The 14,055-nt window shown below is 67.9% G+C and carries 11 protein-coding genes, 1 tRNA gene and 1 other RNA gene; 7 read left to right on the forward strand and 6 right to left on the reverse strand.

Annotation, left to right across the window (positions count from 1 at the left end):
* Nucleotides 1-47 precede the first annotated feature (47 nt).
* Entirely contained in the window at nt 48-3,089 is a 3,042-nt protein-coding gene (locus tag FFF93_RS02105) for a DNA polymerase III subunit gamma and tau (RefSeq protein WP_138767539.1), read from the reverse strand.
* 27 nt (nt 3,090-3,116) lie between these two features.
* Nucleotides 3,117-3,213: signal recognition particle sRNA small type (ffs, locus tag FFF93_RS02110), an RNA gene on the reverse strand.
* A gap of 147 nt (nt 3,214-3,360) precedes the next feature.
* On the opposite strand from ffs, the gene FFF93_RS02115 reads away from it, so the two are divergent.
* Nucleotides 3,361-3,445: transfer RNA gene (locus tag FFF93_RS02115), tRNA-Ser, on the forward strand.
* A gap of 111 nt (nt 3,446-3,556) precedes the next feature.
* Here the strand turns inward: FFF93_RS02115 and FFF93_RS02120 are convergent.
* The gene (locus FFF93_RS02120) at nt 3,557-4,468 is read right to left on the reverse strand and encodes an oxygenase MpaB family protein (protein WP_138767538.1); all 912 of its coding nucleotides are present in this window, start codon (nt 4,466-4,468) and stop codon (nt 3,557-3,559) included.
* Between the two features lie 217 nt (nt 4,469-4,685).
* Here FFF93_RS02120 and FFF93_RS02125 point away from each other — a divergent pair, with 217 nt between their 5' ends.
* The 4 genes from FFF93_RS02125 (at nt 4,686) to FFF93_RS02140 (ending at nt 9,295) form a co-directional block, all read left to right on the forward strand.
* Nucleotides 4,686-6,068 (forward strand): M23 family metallopeptidase, encoded by a 1,383-nt coding sequence (locus FFF93_RS02125; RefSeq protein ID WP_261375259.1) that lies wholly within the window; start codon nt 4,686-4,688, stop codon nt 6,066-6,068.
* Nucleotides 6,069-6,182: 114 nt separating this feature from the next.
* A complete protein-coding gene (locus tag FFF93_RS02130) occupies nt 6,183-6,668 on the forward strand; it encodes a glutathione peroxidase (protein WP_138767537.1) in 486 nt (161 codons plus the stop codon).
* 263 nt (nt 6,669-6,931) lie between these two features.
* The gene (gene fdhA / locus FFF93_RS02135; protein ID WP_138767536.1) at nt 6,932-8,143 is read left to right on the forward strand and encodes a formaldehyde dehydrogenase, glutathione-independent; all 1,212 of its coding nucleotides are present in this window, start codon (nt 6,932-6,934) and stop codon (nt 8,141-8,143) included.
* Between the two features lie 207 nt (nt 8,144-8,350).
* On the forward strand, nt 8,351-9,295 hold the full coding sequence (locus FFF93_RS02140) for a phosphodiesterase (RefSeq protein WP_138767535.1): 945 nt from the start codon (nt 8,351-8,353) through the stop codon (nt 9,293-9,295).
* A 36-nt stretch (nt 9,296-9,331) separates the two neighbouring features.
* Here the strand turns inward: FFF93_RS02140 and FFF93_RS02145 are convergent, their stop codons facing one another.
* Both FFF93_RS02145 and FFF93_RS02150 read right to left on the reverse strand, forming a co-directional pair.
* Nucleotides 9,332-10,972 (reverse strand): stealth family protein, encoded by a 1,641-nt coding sequence (locus FFF93_RS02145; protein WP_138767534.1) that lies wholly within the window; start codon nt 10,970-10,972, stop codon nt 9,332-9,334.
* A 52-nt stretch (nt 10,973-11,024) separates the two neighbouring features.
* Nucleotides 11,025-11,936: a hypothetical protein gene (locus FFF93_RS02150; protein WP_138767533.1), complete on the reverse strand. Its 912-nt coding sequence runs from the start codon at nt 11,934-11,936 to the stop codon at nt 11,025-11,027.
* Nucleotides 11,937-12,127: 191 nt separating this feature from the next.
* Between FFF93_RS02150 and FFF93_RS02155 the strand changes: the two genes are divergently transcribed.
* Together FFF93_RS02155 and FFF93_RS02160 are read left to right on the forward strand one after the other, a co-directional pair.
* Nucleotides 12,128-12,427 carry a type II toxin-antitoxin system VapB family antitoxin gene (locus tag FFF93_RS02155; RefSeq protein ID WP_175322235.1) on the forward strand — a complete coding sequence of 100 codons (300 nt, stop codon included), beginning with the start codon at nt 12,128-12,130 and terminating at the stop codon, nt 12,425-12,427.
* Nucleotides 12,420-13,100: a LytR C-terminal domain-containing protein gene (locus tag FFF93_RS02160; RefSeq protein WP_138767531.1), complete on the forward strand. Its 681-nt coding sequence runs from the start codon at nt 12,420-12,422 to the stop codon at nt 13,098-13,100. The genes FFF93_RS02155 and FFF93_RS02160 overlap by 8 nt, the downstream gene beginning before the upstream one ends.
* Nucleotides 13,101-13,139: 39 nt before the next feature.
* On the opposite strand, the gene FFF93_RS02165 is transcribed toward FFF93_RS02160, so the two are convergent.
* Nucleotides 13,140-13,778 (reverse strand): TetR/AcrR family transcriptional regulator, encoded by a 639-nt coding sequence (locus tag FFF93_RS02165; protein WP_138767530.1) that lies wholly within the window; start codon nt 13,776-13,778, stop codon nt 13,140-13,142.
* Nucleotides 13,779-14,055 lie beyond the last annotated feature (277 nt).

The following is a 14,055-nucleotide window of genomic DNA, read 5'->3' on the forward strand; positions in this document are numbered from 1 at the left end:
TCCTCGTTCGTTTGGGGGAGGGGAGGCCTGGTCGGCCGCCGGGAGGGCTAGAAGCGCGGCGCCAGCGGGCTTCCGTCCAAGGAGCGCTCTTCGATCAGCTTCCCGCCCAGAATACGCTCGACGGCGGCGCGGCCGAACACGCCCGATTCCTCGATCGTTTCGTCGTCGGCGCTGGGGATGTCCTGTTCGTAGTTCGTGGCGGCAACTGCCGCGCGCGCCGGCGCCTTGGCACGGCCGGCCTCTGCTTCGGGGCTGTTGGACAGCCGCTGGTAGAGGCTCTGCCGTCCGGAGGCCGGAGGCGCGCCCACCGGGGCCGTGGCCACAACCGAGGACGCCGCCACCGTAATGACCGCGGGTCCGGCGGCAGCGGAGACGAGCTGCGGCGCAGGCGTGCGTTCCGCCGAGCCGGCGTGTCCGGAGCCGCCCGGGAAAGCGCCGACCGGCTCCGGAATCTGCGCAGCCGCAGGCTCATAGTGCGGCGGCTCTGGTTCCGGGCTCTGCCGCGCCGCCTCCTGGGTGGTCTCCGGGGAAGGGTGCCGCCCGACGTTCAACTCGGTGCCAACGCTCCAGACCCCGGGGGATTGCTCGACGGCGCGTGCCCACGGGTCGGCGGCGGTGTCCGGGGCAGCCGCGGCAGGGGTGCCGGCCGGGCCGGCCGCCGGCGCTGCGGCGGACCCTGCGGCGGGTGCGCCTGCGGCGGCCCGTGGGCGTGGTGCGGTCCGCGCTGGTGCGGATGCCGCTGGGGGAGCGGCCCGGACGGCGGGCGGGGCCGAAGGATCCCAGTCCATCGGCGGCTCTTCGTCCAGAGGCGGAGCGTCTTCATCCCGCGGCGGCCCCCAATCGTCATCCGGGTAGGAGTACGAACCGACCGCATCAGGATTCGCCCCACCGGACGACCCGGCGGGCGGCCCGGCCTGCTGAGTGTCCTCCGCGGCGGGTCTGGCGGGCTGAGGCTCTGGCTGCTGGGCATGCTGCGGCGCCTGGGCAGCCGTCGTTGCAGCGGTTGCAGGTGCCAGGCTCTCCCCGTTTCCGGCCGCCGCCGCGGCTTCGGGTGCCCCATCCGATGCGGGTACACCCCCGGCCGCTGCGGGGGCCAGACCCCAGGCAACGTCCGCAGAGGTTGCCGGGGCCTGCTCCCGGCTAGCGGGAACTTTTGGGTTTGGCTCAGAGCTCGCTGCGCTGCTGGAGCCGCCGGCTACGGCCGTGATCTGGCAGTCGATGCCGATCGTTTTGTGGATTGCCTGGCGCAGGTTCTCCGCGTGGTCCGCGCGTCCAAAGGCGCCGGCGAGCCCGGAGGTGGTGAAGGACAGCGTCAGTTGCTGGCCCTCGAAGTGGCCGACCTGGGCGTTGGGTTCGACGAGCGCCCACGTGCTGCGCTTGATCTTCGTCAGAGTCTGCAGGATCTCAGGCCAGGCCCGGCGAAGGACCTCGACGTCGGGTCCGGAGCCCGCAGCAGGTGCGGCCGGGGCGGACGGCACCGTGGACGCGGCCGCTGCCGGGACGTCGGCAGCCGGGCGTTCGGCCGGTGCCGAGTGGGCCGGCGCCGCGTTGGCGGTTTCTTCGGGCACGGAGGCCAGCGGTGCCTGCTCCGGACGGCTTGCCTGTGCGGGCTGCAACGCCGGGGCAGGCTGTTCTGCCCGGGCGCGCTCCGGCGCCGGTGCGGGAACGGGGCGCGTGGCGCCTTTCGCGGCCGTGGGTTCCTCCACCGGCCAGTCGTTGGTGCTGACCCGAGGCGCCGTAAGCGGCGGCCTTTGCTGCTGCATTTCCTGCGCGCCCGGTGCCGGCGCCGGTGCCTGCGCCGCGGGGGCAGCGGGTGCAGAAACCGGTGGGGCCGCTGCCGGCGCGGGTGCCGCCATCGGGGCGGATCGGGCCGGCGCCGCGGAGGCCGTCCCGGCGGCGGGAGTTCCGACGTCGTTCCCGGCGTAATTCAGGCGCCGCTCCACGCGGTCAATCCGGGCGGCGATCCCGCGTTCGGTCTGTTCCGAGCTCGGCAATAGGATGCGGGCACAAAGCAGTTCCAGGTGCAGGCGCGGCGACGTCGCGCCGGTCATCTCGGTGAGCGCGGTGTTGGTGACATCGGCAGCCCGGGAAAGCTCGGAGGCGCCGAGGTTGTGGGCCTGGTTCTGCATCCGGGCGATCTGGTCCGCCGGCATGCCGCGGAGGATCGACTGCGCGCTCTCCGGCATGGCCTGCACGATGATCAGGTCGCGGAAACGCTCGAGCAGGTCCTCGACGAAGCGGCGCGGGTCGTGGCCGGTCTGGATGACGCGATCCACGGCGCGGAACACGGTGGCGGCGTCGGAGGCGGCAACGGCCTCGACGACGTCGTCCAAGAGGGAGGCGTGTGTGTAACCCAGCAGGGCCACGGCCAGTTCGTAGTCCAGCCCGTTCGGGCCGGCGCCGGCCATGAGCTGGTCCAGCACGGAGAGCGAGTCGCGCACGGAGCCGCCGCCGGCTCGGATGACAAGCGAGAGCACGCCGGGAGCCACCGGGACGTTCTCCTGCTTGCAGAGCAGTTCAAGGTACGCCATTAAGGGCTCCGGCGGTACCAGCCGGAACGGGTAGTGGTGGGTGCGGGACCGGATGGTGCCGATCACCTTGTCCGGCTCCGTTGTGGCAAAGATGAACTTGATGTGTTCCGGCGGCTCTTCGACGATTTTGAGCAGCGCGTTGAAGCCGGCCGACGTGACCATGTGGGCTTCGTCGATGATGAAGATTTTGTAGCGGTCGCGGACCGGGGCGTAGGTGGCGCGTTCGCGCAGGTCGCGGGCGTCGTCCACGCCACCGTGGCTGGCGGCGTCGATCTCGATCACGTCGAGCGAGCCCGCACCGCCGCGTGCCAGTTCAACGCAGCTGGGGCAGGCGCCGCAAGGGGTGTCCGTGGGGCCTTCGGCGCAGTTCAGGCAGCGCGCCAAGATGCGGGCGGACGTCGTTTTGCCGCAGCCGCGGGGGCCGGAAAAGAGGTAGGCATGGTTGACGCGGTTCTTCCGCAGGGCCGTCATCAGCGGGTCGGTGACGTGCTCCTGCCCGATAACGTCCGCGAACGAATCGGGGCGGTACCTGCGGTAAAGAGCGGTAGTAACAGTCACAGCTAAACCCTACCAATCGGCACAGACATAAAAGACCCCCCATGCACCCGCCAGAGCCCATTTACCCTTGCTACCTTCCGGTCCTGGGGGAGTTCAACAGGATGACGCCACATGAGGGGCCGTCGACTACTTTACCCGACGATCGGGCCTGCCTCGAATCCGCCCTTGTCGCCGGGGGACATGCCCAATTTTCGGTCGGACCGGAGGGCTCAATTGGTCGAAGCCGGGAATGTCAGGTAGTCTAGTATCTGCTTTTGATTCAGAAGCTACTGGAGAATTCGCCTAGCGGCCTATGGCGCACGCCTGGAACGCGTGTTGGGTTAACGCCCTCGGGGGTTCAAATCCCCCATTCTCCGCGTTTGGCCCCGGTCCCTCGGACCGGGGCCTTTTTGCGTCCCGGAACTCGCGGCTAGCGCTCCCCGGCCCGCAGTCTGCTGCGTTCCGGCCCGCAGCTGCCCGGCCCGCAGCTAACCCGGATACCCCAGGCGGCGCAGCCGCTGGCGTGCAGCCTGCTCGCTCGGTCCAACCCGGCCCAGGGCAAGATGGACGACTCCCAGCGTGGCCTTCGTGGCAAGCTTCACCGGCAGAGGAAGTGGTCCCAGCCGTGCGGTCCGCAGCCCCAGCATCTCCCGGTATTTGGGCTCAAGGCTGGCCACCGCCGCCGCGAACAGCACCCGGTAGCCGGGCCGGAGAGCCGGGTGGAGCGGGGGATCCCGGATGAAGGCCACGGTCTCGGCGACTCTGTCGCCGGAACTGAGCACGCCGTCGTCGTACCAGCGATCGAGCTGCCGGCGCATGTCAGCTTCGCTCAGCGGCGGCGACTCGACCCCCATGAGGGTCCCCGCCTGCGCCCATTCGCGCACGTACGCGTCCGGGCCGCCCGGAATCGGCCGGCCCCAGAGCTTGTGCGCGGACAGGAAGGCATCGGTGAAGGCGATGTGAACCCAGCTCAGCAGCTCAGGATCGTTGGCCGCATAGGGCCGGACCACGCCGTGGCCGTCGACATAGTCGCCGCGCACCGACTCGTGCAGGCGGAGCACCCAGTTCGAGGCGGCACGCGCGGCGTCCGTGGACCCGTAGGTGACCGTGAAGATCCAGCGGATGGTGCCGGCGAGCCGGCCCAGGGGGTCTTCGCGGAAGCGGGAATGGTCGTGGACCCCGGCCAGGGCGCCAGGGTGCAGCGCCTGCATCAGCAGGGCGCGGATGCCGGCGACAATCGTCGGCATATCCCCATGGACGGCCCAGACGGCGGACCCGGGAAGGTGATAGCCGGCGTCGGAGCCTTCCGCGAGGCGGCCCACCCACTCCGGAACCGCATCCCGGGTCCCGGTGAACGTCTGCTTGAGCTCGGCCTGCCACTCCCTGAGGACATTGCGCATACTCCTATTCTTACCCGGCCCGGCCGGAGGTCCTACGCGCTTGCGCGGGCAGCGCTACTGGGACGCCACCCAAGTCGCCGAACGGTGGCGTGAAGATGCCGCGGAAGCGCCGGAAACCGCGGATTTCGGAGGTTCACAGACCCAGTCGATTGTGGTCCCATAGGAGGGTGAGTCCGTTGAGATTGGGGTCTGGCGGACAGAATGCAGGAGTCACGTCGTGGGAAAACACTGGGGAAACTCAACGAGTGAGCTGTCCAAAACTTCAGGAGTAGTTGCGCGCGCTCTGGCGGCAGCAACGGGCCTCGCCCTTGCGGTGCTGGTCTTCGGGCCCACCGTGCCCGTCGGAACATCGGCCCGCGAGGCGCCTCAACCGCCGCTGGCCACGGGTTCCGTGGGACCGGGATTCCTGGAGCCGGAGGGCAACGCGCCGGATGGGGGCGGAAAGTCCGCCCCGACCGTTCCTGATGCGCTGACCGCTGACGGCCGCGCCCTCGTTTCGTTCGCCCGGACCACGGTCCGGACGGCGTCCAAGGAGGGCAAAGTCGAACTCCGTCTGGCCTCGGCCGGCCTGTCGCGTCCGCCGAAAGGCTTCCTGATGGCCCCGCTCGAGGTGCTGGTGGCATCGTCCCCGTTTGGCCTGCGCACCAGCCCCTTGACCGGAACCGCCGGGGAATTCCACTGGGGCCAGGACTTTGCCGCCCCGTGCGGCACCCGGGTATATTCGGCCGACGCCGGTGTGGTGCGTGCCGTCGGATGGCATCCCTGGGGCGGCGGCAACCGGGTCGAAATCGACCACGGGAACGGCCTGATCACCACGTACAACCACCTCGAAGGCATCGCCGTGAAGAAAGGGGAATCGGTGGGCGTGGATGAGGTCATTGCCAAGGTGGGAACGACGGGCTCCTCCACCGGCTGCCACCTCCACTTTGAGACGATCCTCAACGGCTCGCACACCAACCCCCTTGACTGGAAATTCCTTCCGACCCGCCAGGTGGACCAGCTCGACGACATCCAGATGGTCAGCTACAGCCCGTCCAGCGCCAGCACGGACTGGGCCGTCCCCGTGACCGAAAACCAGGCCGGTGCGGTCACCGGCGGGGTTCAGGAGGCAACACGTGCCGCCGTCGCGGCCTCGCCCGCCGCGTCGCCGCCGCCGACGAGTGCGCTCGCGGAAACCACTCCCAGCCCCACCGTCACCCCAACGCCGACGGTTACGCCAACGCCGACGGTTACGCCAACCCCTACGCCCACCCCGACGGTTGCGGAGGTAACGCCGACCCCGACGGTTACGCCGACCCCGACCGTCACCCCAACCCCTACGCCGACGGTTGCGGAGGTCACCCCGCCCCCGACGGTTACGCTGACCCCCACCGTCACCCCAACGCCGACGCCGAGTGTTACGCCGACGCCGCCTCCCAGCCCTGCGGCGACCGAAACGCCGTCGGCCCCTGCCGACGATGTGACGCCGGCAGCTACCGCGCCTGCCGTGACCGCGACCCCGCCCGCCGTGACTGCGCCCACGGTGACGGCAGCCCCGCAGGAGACGGCCGCCACGAAGCCGACAGCCTCCTTGGAACCCACGGCGTCGCCCAAACCCTAGGAACGTCATAGCCGTACCAAAGTCCGCGGCAGCCCGCGGACCCATACCCTCGCGCCGCGGTGCCGAACCACAAGGTGAACCGCCTTTGCACCCAAACCCGCGAGGAAACCCCCAATGACATCCCTGTATTCCATCCCGCTGACCCTCAACGACGGCACCGAAACGGACTTTGGCCGATTCAGGGGCCAGGTAGTGCTGGTTGTAAACGTGGCTTCCCAGTGCGGCTTTACGCCGCAGTACGCCGGGCTGGAGGCACTCCACAACAAGTTCCGCGAGGAAGGCTTCACGGTACTCGGCGTTCCCTGCAACCAGTTCGCCGGACAGGAGCCCGGAGCCGACGCCGAAATTGCCGAGTTCTGCCAGCGCAACTTCGGCGTGACGTTTCCGCTCACCACCAAGGCCGATGTCCGTGGCCGGCACCAACATCCGTTGTACGCCCGGCTGACCCGGTTCAAGAAGGGTCTGTTGCCGGGGCTCGTGAAGTGGAATTTTGAGAAGTTCCTGGTCAACCGCGACGGCGAGATCGTCGCCCGCTTCGCCCCCACCGTCGAGCCCGACTCACCGGAGGTCATTGAGGCTGTCCGCCAGGCGCTCGCCTGAGCCTCCGCCTGCCCATCGCGGGCAAGCCGTCGGGCAGGCATCGGCACGAGAACAGGAAGCGCAAGGGGGCTACGGACCCTATTTGTAAGCATGCTTCCGGCCTAGACTGACGAGACCCTCCAACATTCCGGCCTCACCCGCGGCGCAAACGCGTCCCCCGTTGGCATCGCAGCCGACGCAGGCCCGGAGAGGGCGCATCAGCAAGCTTCGTGAATCACAACTGGGCACTCAGCATTGGGGTCCGTGAAACCAGGAGGAAAGTGATGACAGGAAACAAAGCCGTTGCCTACAAGGGGCCAGGAAAAGTCGAACTGATTGACATCGACTACCCCACCTTCGAACTAAAGGACGGACCAGGCGTCAACCCGGCCAACGTGGGCCGGCAGGTGCGCCACGGCGTTATTCTCAAGACCGTCGCGACGAACATCTGCGGATCGGACCAGCACATGGTCCGCGGCCGCACCACCGCCCCGTCCGACTTGGTGCTGGGTCACGAAATCACCGGTGAGGTGGTGGAAGTCGGTCCCGACGTTGAGTTCATCAAGGTCGGGGACCTGTGTTCCGTCCCCTTCAACATCGCCTGCGGCCGCTGCCGGAACTGCAAGGAACGCAAGACCGGCATCTGCCTGAACGTCAACCCTGACCGTCCGGGCAGCGCCTACGGCTACGTGGACATGGGCGGCTGGGTCGGTGGCCAGGCCAACTACGTGCTGGTCCCGTACGCGGACTGGAATCTGCTGAAGTTCCCGGACAAGGACCAGGCGATGGAGAAGATCCTGGATCTGGCCATGCTCTCGGACATCTTCCCCACCGGTTTCCACGGCGCCGTCTCGGCCGGCGTGGGCGTCGGGTCGACGGTGTATGTCGCGGGTGCCGGACCGGTCGGCCTTGCAGCCGCCACCAGCGCCCAACTGCTGGGTGCCGCCGTCGTGATCGTCGGTGACATGAACGAGGACCGGTTGAAGCAGGCGCGCAGCTTCGGCTGTGAGACCGTCGACCTGTCCAAGGGCGGACCGGCGGAACAGATCGAGCAAATTCTCGGCGTGCCCGAGGTCGACTGCGGGGTGGATGCCGTCGGCTTCGAGGCAAAGGGGCACGGCCACGACGCTAAGGAAGCGCCGGCGACGGTGCTGAACTCCCTGATGGAACTCACCGCGGCAGGCGGCGCGCTCGGCATTCCGGGGCTCTACGTCACCGGTGACCCGGGCGGGGTGGACGAGGCGGCCAAGAAGGGCGCGCTCTCCCTGAGCCTGGGCACGGGCTGGGCCAAGTCGCTGAGCTTCACCACCGGCCAGTGCCCGGTGATGAAGTACAACCGCGGGTTGATGATGGCGATCCTGCACGACAGGGTCCACATCGCCAAGAACGTCAACGCCAAGTCGATCACCCTCGAGGACGCACCCAAGGGCTATGCCGAGTTCGACGCCGGCGCCGCCACGAAGTACGTGCTTAACCCGAACGGCTACCTAAGCTAGCCGCCAATTAACTGAGTGATCCACTTCCCGGCGGACACATACACGCATATTCCTGCGCAGGTATGTGTCCGCCGGATTACTCGGTTATTGCCTTTTTTCAAACATGCCTACTCGAGTTTGCACATTGCTGGCCGAATGTCTGGTTGGATAGATGTTACTGAGAGGGACGCTGGAGACAATTGCCTCCACCCAACCAGGAAGGTTGCAATGGAGCTCATCGAGGCCGAGCACCCCCGGCCACGGCATTTCCTACTCCACTTGAGCGATCCGCATTTGCTGGGAGGCACGGATCCTCTGCACGGCATGGTGGACAGTGACTCCCGGCTCAGACAACTTTTCGATCAGGTCCGCGCCTCCGGCGCGCGCCCCGAAGCCGTGATTTTCACCGGCGACCTGGCCGACCGCGGCGAAGCGGAGGCATACGCGAAGCTCCGCACCATCGTGGACCCGGCCTGCAAGGCAATGGGCGCCAGGGTCATCTGGGCGATGGGCAACCACGACGACCGGGCCAACTTCCGCAGCGTGCTCCTGAACCAGCCGGGCAACGACGCCCCCGTGGACCACAGCTACTTCATCAACGGCCTGCGCATCATCACCCTGGACACCTCGGTGCCCGGCTTCCACCATGGTGAACTCAGCCCGGCGCAGCTGGAGTGGCTCGCCGCGGAACTCGCCACCCCCGCGCCGGACGGCACCATCCTGGCCCTGCACCACCCGCCGGTTCCGTCCGTGCTGGACCTTGCGGTGCTGGTTGAACTCCGCGGCCAGTCAGCGCTCGCCGGGGTGCTTCGCAACTCCGACGTGCGCACCATCCTGGGCGGCCATCTGCACTATTCGACGTCGGCTACGTTTGCCGGCATCCCGGTCTCGGTAGCTTCGGCGACCTGCTACACCCAGGACCTGAACGTGCCCGTGGGAGGAAGCCGCGGCCGGGACGCCGGGCAGTCCTTCAACCTGGTTCACGTCTACGAGCACACCATCGTGCACTCCGTGGTGCAGGTGGGGGACACCCTGCCGGCGGTGGGCGAGTTCGTCACGGCGGAGGAAACCCAGCGGCGGATCGCCGCCGCCGGCATCCGCATTCCGCACCAGGCCAAGCTGGAGGTTCCGGCGAAGACATCCCAAGACCGCCGGATGACCACTCTCAACTAGCCGCCGTCTGCTCCCGCCGGCGCACCGCTTTCTGCCCTACTTTTCCCAGGGCGCCTTGATCGGGAAATACTTCTCCAGGAAATCCGTCACCAGTTCCGCACGCTCCTCGGCCGGCACCTCCGGGAAACTTCCGTCATTGAGGCAGAAGAAATCCATGTTCCGTTTGGAAAGGAGCTTGGGCAGGTAGTTCAGGCCGGCGCGGGCCGTCGTGTCCACATACCTGACCTTCGCCGCGGTCTGGGTCACGGCCCGGCCGGTGAGTAACGCGTAGTAGTGGTAGAACGAATTCGTCACCGAGATGTTGTCCGCGCCCCGGAACCTGCTGGCCGCCGTCTTGGCGAACTCGGCCGGGAACTCCTGCTCCATCTGTGCCACCACGCTGCGCCGGAGCGGCGCGGCCGTGTGTTCCAGATGCCGGGTAGTAATCCGCCCGAAACGGTCCCAGAGCAGCTTGCGGTTCACCCGAGCAGCGTTTTCGAAGCCGCTGCGCTCTGCGTCGTTGTCCCCGAGACCGATGCGCGTCTCCGCTTCGATGAACTTGGTGATCCCGCCCGGTGTGAAGAACATGTCCGGCCGCACAGCCCGGCCGAAGAACATGTCGTCATTTGAATACAGGAAGTGTTCCGAGAGCCCTTCGATGTGGTGCAGCTGGCTCTCGACCGCCTGGGAATTGTGCGTCGGCAGTACCGATGGGTCGGCGAAGAACTCCTCGCTGCGCACAATCGTCACGCTCGGGTGGTCCGCGAGCCAGGACGGGGCAGGGGAGTCCGTGGCGATGAAGATCCGCCGGATCCACGGCGCGAACATGTAGACCGAGCGCAGCGCGTACTTCAGCTCGTTGATCTGGCGGAAGCGGGCCTCGTGGTCATCGCCCTCACCCACCACGACGCCGGCCATCCGGGCCCGGCGGGCGGCGATGTACTCGGGCGAGCTACCGTCCACCCAGGAGAACACCAGATCGATGTCGAAGCTGATGTCGCTGGCATGGTCGGCGAACATGTTCTCGATGGTGGGCCAGGTGTGGCCATAGCGTTCCACTGTGCCGCGAACCGCATCCTGGGCGAGCAGGGTCCGCCGGGTCAGCGAGTTTTCGATCGGCAGGATCAGCTGGTCACCCTCGAAGCTCCACAGCTCCAGCTGGACACCGGCCGAGGCGCCGAATTCGAGGCCGCCTTCCGGTTCCACCCGGGGCCGGTACAGCCGGAAGATCCGGCCCTGGCGGTTCGGCGACAGCTCCCCGTCGGCCACCAGTACCGAGGACTTCTTCTTGGCGTCCACGGTCATCGAGTAGAACGGCTCGTCCCGGCAGGCCTCAACCAGGGCGGTACGCAGTTCCCGGCGGTTCTTCCAGTCCACCGCAATGACCGGACGGTCGTTGTTGCCGCGGACCAGCAGATAGTCCAGGTTGGCGCCGGCCAGCACGGAACGGACGAACAGCAGATCCTCCACCATCGCCTGGTATGGCGTGCGGTTGTCATTGATCAGCGCATACCGGCCGTGCCTTCGTACGATGTCGGGGCGCGTGCGGAGCCTGGCGACGGCGGCGGCCGAGGTGACCTCCGCGTGGGCGTGGTCGTCCTCGCTGGCCTGGCTGCCGTAGTAAATCTCGTCCTGGATCAATGCGTCTGTAATGTCGTTTCTCCGAGCTGTAGAAGGTGCGTGGATCTCTAACTGCATAATATCGCGGGACGCAAAAACACCCGTCAAACCGGGCTCTCAGCCCGAGACATCAACCCGCCAAAGCGGTACGCCAGTGGCGCAGGAACGCGGCGCCGGCGTCGTCGTGAATGATGTCCGCACCCAGCCCCAGGTCGGCCGCGGTCAGGACCACGTAAGGCTTGACCGGAATGCCGTCGGCGGGCCGGACGTCCACGTGTTTTACCGGGTGGTCGTTGTGGTGCAGCCAGTCGGCCATGGCGTAGTCGGTGCGCGAGTCGCCCACCGTCCGCCACGCCTGCGGGGTGATGCCCCGGGCGGCCAGGAGCTCGACGGCCCGGCTGGCGCCCAGATCCTTGCCCAGCCGGACGGATTCGATATCGGTGGAAATGATGGTGGGGTCCACACGGTAGTCGATCTGGTCGTCGCTGTCCGGGGCGTGGTGGTCCAGCCGCACCACCCCCAGGCCGTGGCGGCGCATCAAATCCATCGCGTCGGCGTCGAACAGTGCCTGTTCCTCGCGGTATTCGGAATTGGCGACGGCGACGTGCTGCTCCACGGAGACCATGGCCAGCTTCGTCTCGTCATAGAACATGTGGGTGGCATAGTCCTCCGCCACGAGCCGGCGCACGTCATCCCCAAATGCCTGCGGGATGGCGAGTTCCCGGTCCACGTGGACCGGGCCCGGCCCCGCAGCGGTGTAGCTGAACCACACGGCTCCTTTTTCGCAGATGGCGTGGATGAGGAGCCCCGGCGGCATGCCGGCGGCGATCATCGGCTCCATGACCTGCTCGCGGATGAAGGCGTCCGAACGGCCGGTGTTGAAGATGACCGGAATCCCGGCGGACGCCAGGGCAAGGAGATCCGCGATGATGCCGGGCTGGACGGTGCGGGTGAGCGGGCTCGCCACGGGACCGTCGACGTCGAGCAGTAGTGCCAGCGGCGGCGCCGATGGCGGCAGGGCGGAGGTCTCGGGTGCAGTCATGCCTCTATTCTCTCAGCCGGGCCGCCGGTTCGGCCCTGCCGTTACGCTTCGTCCGCCGGGGCAACGCTGGTGACGGCTTCAGGCGCGGCCGTGGCGGGCCTGGAGCGATAAATGGTCACTGTTTGGCCACAACCTCCGGCGCCGTGGCCTCTATGATTCCCCTGGCCGGGGTTCTTCCTTAGGCTTGCATGGTGATCTTTAAAGCTGTGGGCGAGGGACGCCCGTACCCCGACCATGGTTTCAACACGCCCAAGGACTGGGCGGCGCTGCCGCCGCGCCCGGTCCGGCTGGACGAACTCGTCACCACCAAGCGCACCCTTGACCTCGAGGCCTTGCTGGCCGAAGACTCGACCTTCTTCGGCGACCTGTTCCCGCACGTGGTGGAGTTCCGCGGCGTGCTGTACCTCGAGGACGGTCTGCACCGCGCCGTCCGCACCGCCCTGCACCAGCGCACCGCGATCCACGCCCGCGTGCTGGTGATAAATGGCTAGGACGCCGCAGGACCCCACCGTCCTGCACGGGCACCATGTCATCACCGGCTCCGATCTGCGGGCCACGTTCGTGGAGCAGGATGAGCTGGAAAACCCCGTGCGGATGCGACGCCGGATCCTGCACGGGGTGGTCCTGGTGCTCCTGGTGGGGCTGGTCACTGCCGCCATTGTGGTGGCCCTGGCCATCATGAACGGCCAAATCAAGATCCCGACGGCGGAGCGCAGCCAGGCTGCCGCGTCGCTGTGCCCGGATGCTACCTACGACTACGCGCCGCACAACGCGATCAACCTGAACGTGTACAACTCCACCAGCCGCCCCGGTCTGGCCCGGCAGGTGGCCGACCAATTCCTGGCCCGCAAGTTCGTGGTGGGTGCGGTGGGCAACACCCAGTCCGGCTACCGGGGGGTGGCGCTGGTGGTGTCCGGGGCCGCCGGCCAGTCCTCAGCGTTCAGCGTCCAGCGCAACCTTCCCGGCTCGGACTACGTCCAGGACGGCCGCAGCGACGCGAGCGTGGACGTCATCCTGACCGGGGACTTCAAGGAACTGGCCAAGCCGGAACTCGTGGACCAGACGCCCGGCAAGCTCAGCTGCCCGCGGGAAACCCGCCGCGCAGCGGACGATCCCAAGTGGCCGGTCGTGCCGACGCTCGTGCCGCCCAGCCCGAACCCCTGAGACGCCGCGCCGCGGGGACGTGGCTGCGTGGCTGCGTGCTTACGCGGCGCCGCGGAGGGCGCGGCCGGCGTCGTCGAATCTGGCCCCGGCGCCGAGCTGGATGAACCGCACGGTCCGTGCGATCCGGGCTTCCGCCTCCGGCTCCGCGCCGGCGCCGTCGCCCCGGGCGGCGCTTGAGGAGAGGGTGCCGTGGATGAGCTGGGCGAGGTGGGTGATGTCCGTCTTCGGGAGGTAGCCCTGGGCCATGCCGTCGCGCAGGATGTCCTGGAGCAGGAGGCTGAGTTCGCCCACGTGGTCCGCCAGCTTAGCGAAGGAAGCGGGGGAGAGGACGGCGCCCATGGCCGGACCGGGCGGCAGGTGGCGCCGGCTCAGGTCGGCCACCTGGGCGCGGACATAGAGGGCCAGGCGCTCGACGGGGTTCTCCAGCGACGCCAGGGAATCGCGCAGCTCGACCAGGAAGCGCTCGGTCTCGTCCAGGGCGTAGGCGATCAGGAGCTCTTCAATGTCCGCGTAGTAGTTGTAGACGGCGGTACGGCCGATCCGGGCATGCCGGGCGACGTCGGTCATGGTGAGGCCCGGCAGCCCGTGCGTGAAGAGCAGTTCGCCGAAGGCGGTCAGGATGCGGCGCTGCGTCTCGGCACGTTGGGCGGCGTTGCTGGCGGCCGAAATCCTGGGCATACGGACACTTTAGCCCCATCTGTCAGTAAAGAGGCGAAACTCCGGCGGGCGCCTCGCCGCAGCCTCCGCATCCCGCCGTCGGACACCGTTCACGTGCACCGATGCGCTCCTCCTACAACGACGCGCTGACACCGATCTCCATCTGGATGGTCCCGTTGGCCCGGGCCACGGGCGCTGGCAAACCCCCTGCCGCCGGGTCCGCGACGCGAGAAACTCACACCCCGGAAACTCCGGTGAAACATCGCCCGTGCATGCTGGTGGCAAAGGCTCCCCGACG

The sequence above is a fragment of the Arthrobacter sp. KBS0702 genome (assembly GCF_005937985.2).
GTDB lineage: Bacteria > Actinomycetota > Actinomycetes > Actinomycetales > Micrococcaceae > Arthrobacter.

Excerpts from the sequence above, each read along its gene's own strand:
- FFF93_RS02120 (WP_138767538.1), bottom strand. The coding sequence starts at position 4,468 with ATGCGCAATGTCCTCAGGGAGTGGCAGGCCGAGCTCAAGCAGACGTTC.
- FFF93_RS02130 (WP_138767537.1), top strand. The coding sequence starts at position 6,183 with ATGACATCCCTGTATTCCATCCCGCTGACCCTCAACGACGGCACCGAA.
- fdhA (WP_138767536.1), top strand. The coding sequence starts at position 6,932 with ATGACAGGAAACAAAGCCGTTGCCTACAAGGGGCCAGGAAAAGTCGAA.
- FFF93_RS02140 (WP_138767535.1), top strand. The coding sequence starts at position 8,351 with ATGGAGCTCATCGAGGCCGAGCACCCCCGGCCACGGCATTTCCTACTC.
- FFF93_RS02145 (WP_138767534.1), bottom strand. The coding sequence starts at position 10,972 with ATGCAGTTAGAGATCCACGCACCTTCTACAGCTCGGAGAAACGACATT.
- FFF93_RS02150 (WP_138767533.1), bottom strand. The coding sequence starts at position 11,936 with ATGACTGCACCCGAGACCTCCGCCCTGCCGCCATCGGCGCCGCCGCTG.
- FFF93_RS02160 (WP_138767531.1), top strand. The coding sequence starts at position 12,420 with ATGGCTAGGACGCCGCAGGACCCCACCGTCCTGCACGGGCACCATGTC.
- FFF93_RS02165 (WP_138767530.1), bottom strand. The coding sequence starts at position 13,778 with ATGCCCAGGATTTCGGCCGCCAGCAACGCCGCCCAACGTGCCGAGACG.